We start from the raw sequence: 9269 nt of genomic DNA on the forward strand, positions 1-9269 counted from the left end.
GTGTTAGGCCTGCCGCCAGCGTTCAATCTGAGCCATGATCAAACTCTTCAATTTAAAAGTTTGATGCTCAATGAATTAAACTTCGTAATGAATTACGTGTTCACTCGTTGAGACTTGGTATTCATTTTTCGTCTTGCGACGTTAAGAATCCATGTCACTTTGAGTGCCCACACAGATTGTCTGATAAATTGTTAAAGAGCAGTTGCGACGCGCTTCAGCGCTCTGTCGCGAGGTGGCGTATATTACGCTTTCCTCTTTCAGAGTCAACCCTGAATTTCAGGATTTTTTCTCTTCAACCGACCGGGTTGTTTGTGAAGTGATTCACATCCGCCGTGTCGATGGAGGCGCATTATAGGGATCCCATTTTTTAGCACAAGTATTTTTTAGATCTTTTTTTCTGACTGATGATTTTCCGCGCTTTTCGCTGAAATCCCGCCCGATCTGCTTAAATATTGACGTATTTTGCCTTGCCTCGATCCCAAAATATGATCAAAGTCTTCTGTATAAAGCTCATCTGTCGAGGTAGATATGTCTGCAGTACTACGTCCGTATAAAGATCTGATTCCACAAAAAGGCGATCGCGTGATGATCGATGCCAGCAGTGTGGTCATTGGCGATGTCCGAATGGCCGATGATGTCAGCATCTGGCCGCTCGTTGCGATCAGGGGAGACGTTAACTATGTGGCAATTGGCGCACGCACTAATATTCAGGATGGCAGCGTGCTGCATGTCACCCACAAATCCTCATATAACCCGGACGGCAATCCACTTGTTATAGGAGAAGATGTTACCGTCGGCCATAAAGTCATGCTTCACGGCTGCACTATCGGAAACCGGGTGCTGGTTGGCATGGGATCGATCCTGCTGGATGGTGTCATCGTAGAAGATGATGTGATGATTGGTGCCGGGAGTCTTGTCCCTCAACATAAACGGCTCGAAAGCGGCTATCTCTATTTAGGCAGCCCGGTAAAGCAGATCCGCCCCTTAACAGAAGCGGAAAGAGAAGGTCTGAAATATTCAGCGAATAATTACGTGAAATGGAAAGATGAGTATCTGGATCAGGACAGCCAGACCCAGCCCTGATCGTCTTCCTGCTGATCGCGGATCAACTCGCTGGCTTCTTCTTCAAGATCCCAGCGATTTTCGCAGAACACCTCTAATGGATTTGAGCCACCAAAGCGGCGCTTGAGCGTTTCACCGCTAATGGCACATGTCAGTTGCATCCCATGCACGAGCACCGGGAAACAGACTGCTTGCTTACTCTCATCCCACTGTTCTCTGTCGGGAAAGTGAATCGCCTGGTTCACGCCGTAAGTTCCTGTTTCAGCTTTTCAATGACAGGTTCGACAGCAGGTAATACACCGTGCCAGAGCAAAACTGCATGCGCAGCCTGCCCCACCAGCATGCCCAGGCCATCAGCCAGCTGTTTCGCGCCGTGTTGTTCACACCAGCGGAGGAAGGGAGTTTTCCCTTTCTGATAAAACATGTCGTAGCAATAGAGGTGGCTGTTTACCAAAGAGGACGGGATCGCCGGTACTTCCCCGCCAATGCCGCTGGAGGTGGCATTAATGATAAGATCAAATTCATGGTGGATAAGATCATCAAGAGCCACCGCGCTCACGCTGCCAGTATGTGCAAACAACGCCGCCAACGCTTCCGCCCGGGAAAAGGTGCGATTGGTTATGGTCACTGCACAATCCAGTGAAAGGAGCGGTAACAGTACGCCTCGCGATGCCCCACCAGCACCAATCAACAGAACCCGGAACCCGGGTTTGATAAATGAGAGTCTTTCCAGATCGCTAAGTAAGCCGATTCCGTCAGTGTTGTCACCCAGAAGGCGTCCATCCTCCAGCCGTTTAAGCGTATTCACGGCACCCGCAAGAGACGCGCGCTCAGTTAATTCATCCGCACGTTCAAAGGCTTCTTCTTTAAAAGGCACCGTCACATTGGCACCTTTACCACCCGCGTCAAAAAAAGCATTCAGGGTGGTAACAAAGGCATCAACAGGTGCCAGCACCCGGCCATAGGGATGATCAATCTGCAGTTGTTCAGCAAACTGCTGATGGATCAGCGGCGACTTGCTGTGTGCGATCGGATTACCAAAAACGGCATAGGTTTCCATCATATTACCCCTGGCGAAAACGTTCGCCGGTCAAGGCGTCGCGGATTTCCGACGGATTAAGACGACCTCCGGTTTCACCGACGGCTACCGGGAAGTCATTCCCGAACTGCGCCAGCACCTCTTCGGTGCTCCGGCAAGGAGGCTGCCCGGTAAGGTTGGCACTGGTTGAGACCAGCGGTTTACCAAACGCCAGACATAGCTCTACCACCAGCGGATGATCGGTGACACGGACAGCGAGGGAATCGAAACGCCCTGTTAACCAGCGTGGCGTAGTTGGCTGCGCCGGGAAAACAAAGGTCACCGGCCCTGGCCACGCAGAGAAAACGGTATCCCGTTGCGCCGGCGTGAGCATGGAATCATCAATATAAGGTTTAAGCTGCTCATAATTAGCAGCGATCAAAATCAATCCTTTTTCGACAGGTCTCTGTTTTAGCGTAAGTAAGCGATTCACAGCTGTCTCGCTGTCAGGATCGCAACCGACCCCAAAGACAGCTTCTGTTGGATAGGCGATGACTTCTTCATTTTTCAGGACCTCCACTGCGTGCGCAATGGATCCTGTTGGCAGGTTATTATTCACTGATTTCATCCGCCGAAACCGGCTTTCCACATTGTTTACTGGCGCAAAAGCGTTTCATACCTTGCGCCGTTTTCTTCTCTATAAGTAACGGATAATCGCAATGAGGGCAGGTACCCGCTACCGGTTTGAAATTGATAACGAACTGGCATTCAGGATAACGATCGCAGGAATGGAAGGTTTTACCAAAACGAGAACGACGCTGTACCAGTTGTCCGCGCTGGCACTGGGGGCAGGCGATTGCCGTTTCATCTGGCTTATCAATTTGTTCCGTATGTTCACATTCAGGATAGCGACTGCAACCAATGAACATACCAAAACGGCCCTGCCGTAACGCCAGTTCGCCTCCACACTTCGGGCAAAGCTGCCCCTCCAGAATTTTAACGATATGTCCGTCCGCCTGGCTTTTCAGGGGACGAACATAATCACATTCCGGATAGTGTGAACAACCGAGAAACGGACCGTGTTTCCCGGACCGAATGACAAGTTCAGCCCCGCACTGTGGGCAGGGCTCGTTTTTATGCACCGTGAACAGTGCTGATTTGGCCATAACAACTCTTGGTGCTGCACATTGAATTAGTGCAGCATACCTTCATTCACTTCAAAGAGTAATTCTTCCATTTGCTGATAGGCATTTTCACAGCCTGGAATATTAAACAGAACCATCAGGATCACCCACTTGAGGTCATCCAGTTCGAACTCTGCCGTATCCAGCGCCATAACGCGCTCTATCACCATTTCTCTTGTTTCGAGGTTTAGCACCTGAATCTGCTCAAGGAATAAGATGAATCCCCGGCAGCTGGCGTCCAGCCTTTCACACTCTTCAGCGGTATAAATGCGCACAGACAATGGGTCAGAAGCAAGCTGCATCGGTTCGGCAAGGCCTTCCTGATAATCAGCCAGTTTTTCCAGCCACATCAACGCATTATAAATATCTTCCCGTTCAAACCCCGCATCGGTAAGATCCTGTGTCAATTTGTCCTGATCCACTCGCATTTCTGCTTCGTTATGGATGTAAGTCTCAAACAAATACATCAGTACGTCGAACATGGCTTGCCCTCCTCAATCGGACATAGCCGCCGGGTACAGCTGCGATCCACCCTGCTAACTCCAGTTCGAGTAGCTGTGCTACCGTTACTGGCACAGGTTGGCCGGCACGTTCAGCGACAACGTCAACAGGTGTTACCTCATCTCCTACGTTAGCCAGGAGGCTGGGAAATGGCAATGCCACCTTCTCCTGATCTGATGAAAAATGTCGCTTTTCGGGTTCATCTGTTAACCAGTGCAAGCCATATTGCAAATTTTCAAGGATGTCCTCGACGCTCGTCACAGGCGTTGCTCCCTGCTTGATGAGCCAGTGGGGGCCCTCACACCCCGGGTTACCTATCGGGCCAGGTAAGGCAAAGACTTCTCGCCCCTGTTCTAGGGCATACCGTGCCGTAACGAGTGAGCCGCTTCTTAAAGCGGCCTCCACCACCAGCACGCCCAGACTCAGACCGCTGATAATTCGGTTACGACGTGGAAAATTTGCCGGCCAGGGCGGCGCTGACAGCGGGAACTCCGACACAATCGCCCCCTCTGATTCGATAAGCCGTGCAGCCAGAGCCTGATGCCGACGGGGATAAATGCTAAACAGCCCGTTTCCAAGCACCGCGACACTTCGCCCTTTTACAGACAGCGCGGCGTGATGAGCGACGCCGTCAATACCGCAGGCCAGCCCACTGGTGATCGTGAAACCACTTTGTGAAAGTTGTTCGCACAGGATTTTCCCCCATCGCTCACCGTACCAGGATGGCGCGCGGCTACCCACAACCGCCAGTTGAACGGTAATAAGGGCTTCAGGATTGCCTTTAATAAACAATGCGCCGGGGTAGTCAGGGATCGTGCGAAGTAAAGGGGGATAACGAGGATCATCCGCCGTCAGCAGATGATTCTCCGGCTGTTCTAGCCACGCCAGATTTCGTTGCAGTTCATTTTCATCAAGCGCAAAGAACTGTTGAGCCTGTTTTATTGACAGCCCGGCATCTCTGACAACGGCATCATCAATCCTTGTCTGCATAAGTAGTCGCGCTGCCGCTGCGAGCATCTGATCACCACACAGAGAGCCTGTGTGGATTAGCCGTAACCATATCTCCGTGGACGTCATCCTATTCCCTGCCATAAGCAGCCTCTGCAATCATTGCGATTGGTCACGGATGCTGTCAATCGATGGGGGATTTGTCTAGAATAGAGATAGTATTCTTATCAACTCCTGAACACGACTCTGGAAATTTATGGCAGTTTTGCAAGTGTTACATATTCCGGACGAGCGCCTTCGCATCGTCGCTGAACCGGTCAAAGAAGTGAATGCAGAAATTCAGCGTATCGTTGATGATATGTTCGATACCATGTACGCCGAAGAAGGCATTGGCCTTGCGGCAACTCAGGTGGACATTCACAAGCGTATTATCGTGATCGACGTTTCTGAGAATCGCGATGGCCGTCTGGTGCTGATCAACCCTGAGCTGTTGGAAAAGAGCGGTGAAACAGGTATTGAGGAAGGTTGTCTGTCCATTCCTGAACAGCGTGCTTTAGTTCCACGTGCCGAAAAAGTGAAAATTCGCGCCCTGGATCGTGAAGGCAACCCGTTCGAACTGGAAGCAGACGATCTGCTGGCGATTTGTATTCAGCATGAGATGGATCACCTGGTCGGTAAACTGTTTATCGATTACCTCTCACCACTGAAGCAGCAGCGTATTCGTCAGAAAGTAGAAAAACTGGATCGTTTGCGCTCCCGCGCATAACATCCCCCCGGATACAAGGATCATCGTGTCTAAAACACTACGTATTATCTTCGCGGGTACCCCTGATTTTGCAGCGCGTCATCTTGACGCGCTGTTATCTTCTGGCCACCAGGTTGTTGGCGTGTTTACCCAACCGGATCGCCCGGCAGGCCGTGGTAAAAAGCTCATGCCCAGCCCGGTGAAAGTGCTGGCAGAAGAACATGGGTTACCCGTTTACCAGCCCGCATCCTTACGACCTCAGGAAAATCAGCAACTTGTTGCCGATCTCAATGCTGATGTCATGGTGGTGGTGGCTTACGGCTTAATTCTGCCAAAAGCCGTGCTTGATATGCCTCGTTTGGGGTGTGTCAACGTACATGGTTCGTTGCTTCCACGCTGGCGTGGCGCGGCACCGATCCAACGCTCGTTGTGGGCGGGTGATGCTGAAACTGGCGTCACCATCATGAAGATGGATGTAGGTTTAGACACCGGCGACATGCTGTATAAACTGGCCTGTCCAATTACCGCCGACGACACCAGTGCCACGCTGTATGACAAACTGGCGGACCTGGGTCCACAAGGACTCATCAAAACCTTGCAGCAGCTTGCTGATAATACGGCTACCCCTGAAGTTCAGGATGAGACTCTGGTGACCTACGCCGAAAAACTCAGCAAAGAAGAGGCGCGGGTCGACTGGTCCCTCTCCGCCGCACAGCTTGAGCGTTGCATTCGCGCCTTTAATCCGTGGCCAATGAGCTGGATGGTGATCGATGAGCAACCTGTTAAAGTCTGGAAAGCATCCGTCATTGAAGGCAATACGTCTGCTGAGCCGGGTACAATTATCGAAGCCAGCAAAAATGGTATCCAGGTGGCAACCTCGGAAGGGATCCTGAATCTGGAATCACTGCAGCCCGCGGGTAAAAAGGCAATGAGTGCTCAGGATCTGTTAAATTCCCGTCGCGAATGGTTTATCCCTGGCTCTCGCCTTGCCTGAGCAAATTTATTCTTAAGGCCCGGTGTTTCCGGGCATTTTTATTTTTACGGTTATGAAAAAACAAAATTTACGCAGTCTGGCGGCACAGGCCGTTGAGCAGGTTGTCGAGCAGGGTCAATCACTGAGTAATGTCCTACCTCCACTGCAGCAAAAAGTGTCCGACAAAGACAAAGCTCTGCTTCAGGAGCTCTGTTTTGGCGTCCTGCGCACCCTTTCTCAGCTTGAATGGCTGATTAATAAGCTGATGTCGCGCCCAATGACCGGTAAGCAGCGTACCGTCCATTATTTGATTATGGTTGGCTTCTATCAGCTTCTTCATACCCGCATCCCACCTCATGCTGCGTTGGCTGAGACGGTAGAAGGTGCTGTCGCGATTAAACGTCCCCAGCTCAAAGGGCTGATCAACGGCGTACTGCGTCAGTTCCAGCGTCAACAGGAAGAACTTCTGGCAGAATTTGCAAAAAGTGAAACCCGTTTCCTTCATCCTGACTGGCTTCTGAATCGCCTCAAAAAAGCGTATCCGCAGCGGTGGCAGGATATTGCTGACGCAAATAATCAACGTCCGCCGATGTGGTTACGCGTTAACCGTAATCATCATACCCGCGATGCATGGCTGGCCTTGCTGGAAGAAGCCGGAATGAGTGGATTCGCGCATGATGCTTATCCTGATGCCGTGCGTTTAGCCTCCCCTGTGCCGGTGCATGCCTTACCCGGATTCGATGAAGGCTGGGTAACCGTTCAGGATGCCTCTGCTCAGGGCTGTATGACATGGCTCGAACCCAAAAATGGCGAACAGATCCTCGACCTGTGTGCCGCGCCTGGGGGCAAAACAACGCATATTCTGGAAGTCGCACCGCAGGCCAGCGTAATGGCTGTGGATGTTGATGAGCAGCGACTTTCGCGTGTCTACGACAACCTTAAGCGTTTAGGTATGAAGGCGCAGGTCAAGCAAGGCGACGGACGTAAGCCCGCAGAATGGTGCGGCGAGACTCAATTCGACCGCATTTTGCTGGATGCTCCTTGCTCGGCAACCGGCGTTATTCGTCGTCACCCGGACATTAAGTGGCTGCGTCGCGACCGTGATATTAAGGAACTTGCGCAGCTGCAATCCGAGATCCTTGACGCTATCTGGCCACACCTGAAGCCTGGCGGAACGCTGGTCTATGCCACCTGTTCCATTCTTCCGGAAGAGAATAGCCAGCAAATTTCAGCCTTCCTTAAACGCACTCCTGGCGCTACGCTGCGCGATACGGGAACACCGGAGCACCCGGGCCAGCAGAACCTGCCCGGCGCTGAAGAGGGTGATGGCTTCTTTTACGCTAAGCTAATCAAAGAGTGATGTTGAGAACAGGTCACGAGATATGAAGATTATCATTCTGGGCGCAGGACAGGTCGGCGGGACGCTGGCGGAAAACCTTGTAGGTGAAAACAACGACATTACGATCGTCGATACCAACGGCGATCGACTGCGCGTTCTGCAGGATAAATTTGACCTTCGCGTTGTGCAGGGGCACGGTTCGCATCCACGTGTCCTCCGTGAAGCCGGTGCTGACGATGCCGATATGTTAGTGGCCGTGACCAGCTCGGATGAGACCAATATGGTCGCTTGTCAGGTGGCCTATTCGCTTTTCAACACGCCTAACCGAATCGCCCGTATCCGCTCCCCGGATTATGTCCGCGATGCGGAAAAACTCTTTAACTCAGAAGCGGTACCAATCGACCACCTTATCGCACCAGAACAACTGGTTATCGATAATATTTATCGCCTGATCGAATATCCCGGCGCACTGCAGGTCGTGAACTTTGCAGAAGGGAAAGTGAGTCTGGCCGTTGTTAAGGCCTATTATGGCGGTCCGTTGATCGGAAACGCGCTGTCTACGATGCGCGAACATATGCCGCATATCGATACCCGCGTCGCAGCCATTTTCCGTCACGACAGACCGATTCGACCTCAGGGCTCGACCATTGTCGAAGCAGGAGATGAAGTCTTCTTCATTGCTGCCTCTCAACATATTCGTGCCGTAATGAGTGAACTTCAGCGCCTCGAAAAGCCCTATAAACGCATCATGCTGGTCGGCGGGGGTAATATCGGCGCAGGTCTCGCTCGCCGTCTGGAAAAAGACTATAGCGTGAAGTTGATCGAGCGCGATCAACAGCGCGCCTCTGAACTTGCTGAAAAACTACAAAACACGATCGTGTTTTATGGCGATGCATCAGATCAGGAATTACTGGCAGAAGAGCATATCGATCAAGTTGATCTGTTTATTGCCGTCACCAACGACGATGAAGCAAATATTATGTCCGCCATGCTCGCCAAGCGCATGGGAGCAAAAAAGGTCATGGTACTTATTCAGCGTCGTGCCTATGTTGACCTGGTGCAGGGGAGCGTAATTGATATTGCGATTTCACCGCAGCAGGCAACGATTTCCGCGCTGTTGAGCCACGTTCGTAAAGCAGATATTGTTGGTGTGTCCTCACTGCGTCGCGGCGTCGCTGAAGCCATTGAAGCTGTCGCTCACGGTGATGAAACCACATCGCGCGTGGTGGGACGCGCCATCGATGAAATTAAGCTGCCACCCGGCACAATTATCGGCGCCGTAGTACGCGGAAATGATGTCATGATTGCCAATGATAATTTGCGCATTGAACAAGGCGATCACGTTATTATGTTCCTGACCGATAAAAAATTTATTACCGACGTCGAACGTTTATTCCAGCCAAGCCCATTCTTCCTGTAATGATTCAGGTGCTCGCGATAGAGCACCTGAGCATTATCCTTCTGATTCCTGTGCCTTTTATTTTCATAACGTTTATTTA

At 51.4% G+C, this 9269-nt stretch carries 11 protein-coding genes; 5 read left to right on the forward strand and 6 right to left on the reverse strand.

The window, feature by feature from the left end; translation table 11 throughout:
* The first annotated feature begins 528 nt into the window (after positions 1-528).
* Entirely contained in the window at positions 529-1083 is a 555-nt protein-coding gene (locus APU11_RS15020; RefSeq protein ID WP_058650936.1) for a gamma carbonic anhydrase family protein, read from the forward strand.
* Here APU11_RS15020 and APU11_RS15025 read toward each other — a convergent pair.
* Genes APU11_RS15025 through dprA form a run of 6 tightly spaced genes read right to left on the reverse strand, consistent with a single transcriptional unit; the run spans position 1059 to position 4842 of the window.
* A complete protein-coding gene (locus APU11_RS15025) occupies positions 1059-1307 on the reverse strand; it encodes a DUF1488 domain-containing protein (protein WP_047352259.1) in 249 nt (82 codons plus the stop codon). The two genes, APU11_RS15020 and APU11_RS15025, sit on opposite strands and share 25 nt — an antisense overlap.
* A complete protein-coding gene (gene aroE, locus APU11_RS15030) occupies positions 1304-2122 on the reverse strand; it encodes a shikimate dehydrogenase (RefSeq protein WP_047352261.1) in 819 nt (272 codons plus the stop codon). Before aroE ends, APU11_RS15025 begins: the two co-directional genes overlap by 4 nt.
* Positions 2123-2126: 4 nt before the next feature.
* Positions 2127-2699, reverse strand: coding sequence for an L-threonylcarbamoyladenylate synthase type 1 TsaC (gene tsaC / locus APU11_RS15035; protein WP_029883848.1), 573 nt, complete (start codon positions 2697-2699; stop codon positions 2127-2129).
* Positions 2692-3246: a type I DNA topoisomerase gene (locus tag APU11_RS15040; protein WP_013099010.1), complete on the reverse strand. Its 555-nt coding sequence runs from the start codon at positions 3244-3246 to the stop codon at positions 2692-2694. Before APU11_RS15040 ends, tsaC begins: the two co-directional genes overlap by 8 nt.
* Before the next feature lie 26 nt (positions 3247-3272).
* Positions 3273-3746 (reverse strand): DUF494 family protein Smg, encoded by a 474-nt coding sequence (gene smg / locus APU11_RS15045; RefSeq protein ID WP_013099011.1) that lies wholly within the window; start codon positions 3744-3746, stop codon positions 3273-3275.
* A complete protein-coding gene (gene dprA, locus APU11_RS15050; RefSeq protein ID WP_038420725.1) occupies positions 3718-4842 on the reverse strand; it encodes a DNA-protecting protein DprA in 1125 nt (374 codons plus the stop codon). Before dprA ends, smg begins: the two co-directional genes overlap by 29 nt.
* A gap of 127 nt (positions 4843-4969) precedes the next feature.
* Here dprA and def point away from each other — a divergent pair, with 127 nt between their 5' ends.
* From def to trkA, 4 genes are read left to right on the forward strand one after another with little or no spacing between them, the layout of a single operon-like run.
* On the forward strand, positions 4970-5479 hold the full coding sequence (gene def, locus APU11_RS15055; protein WP_013099013.1) for a peptide deformylase: 510 nt from the start codon (positions 4970-4972) through the stop codon (positions 5477-5479).
* A 25-nt stretch (positions 5480-5504) separates the two neighbouring features.
* Positions 5505-6452 carry a methionyl-tRNA formyltransferase gene (gene fmt / locus APU11_RS15060; protein ID WP_038420726.1) on the forward strand — a complete coding sequence of 316 codons (948 nt, stop codon included), beginning with the start codon at positions 5505-5507 and terminating at the stop codon, positions 6450-6452.
* Between the two features lie 52 nt (positions 6453-6504).
* Entirely contained in the window at positions 6505-7791 is a 1287-nt protein-coding gene (gene rsmB / locus APU11_RS15065; protein WP_038420962.1) for a 16S rRNA (cytosine(967)-C(5))-methyltransferase RsmB, read from the forward strand.
* 22 nt (positions 7792-7813) lie between these two features.
* On the forward strand, positions 7814-9190 hold the full coding sequence (gene trkA, locus APU11_RS15070; RefSeq protein ID WP_013099016.1) for a Trk system potassium transporter TrkA: 1377 nt from the start codon (positions 7814-7816) through the stop codon (positions 9188-9190).
* The last annotated feature ends 79 nt before the right edge of the window (positions 9191-9269 follow it).

It is taken from the genome of Enterobacter sp. 50793107 (assembly GCF_001463365.1).
Lineage (GTDB): Bacteria > Pseudomonadota > Gammaproteobacteria > Enterobacterales > Enterobacteriaceae > Enterobacter > Enterobacter cloacae.

What these genes read in the sequence shown, in the direction of transcription:
- APU11_RS15040 (WP_013099010.1), bottom strand. Translation starts at nt 3,246, where the DNA reads ATGGCCAAATCAGCACTGTTCACGGTGCATAAAAACGAGCCCTGCCCA.
- aroE (WP_047352261.1), bottom strand. Translation starts at nt 2,122, where the DNA reads ATGGAAACCTATGCCGTTTTTGGTAATCCGATCGCACACAGCAAGTCG.
- trkA (WP_013099016.1), top strand. Translation starts at nt 7,814, where the DNA reads ATGAAGATTATCATTCTGGGCGCAGGACAGGTCGGCGGGACGCTGGCG.
- smg (WP_013099011.1), bottom strand. Translation starts at nt 3,746, where the DNA reads ATGTTCGACGTACTGATGTATTTGTTTGAGACTTACATCCATAACGAA.
- dprA (WP_038420725.1), bottom strand. Translation starts at nt 4,842, where the DNA reads ATGACGTCCACGGAGATATGGTTACGGCTAATCCACACAGGCTCTCTG.
- APU11_RS15020 (WP_058650936.1), top strand. Translation starts at nt 529, where the DNA reads ATGTCTGCAGTACTACGTCCGTATAAAGATCTGATTCCACAAAAAGGC.
- def (WP_013099013.1), top strand. Translation starts at nt 4,970, where the DNA reads ATGGCAGTTTTGCAAGTGTTACATATTCCGGACGAGCGCCTTCGCATC.
- rsmB (WP_038420962.1), top strand. Translation starts at nt 6,505, where the DNA reads ATGAAAAAACAAAATTTACGCAGTCTGGCGGCACAGGCCGTTGAGCAG.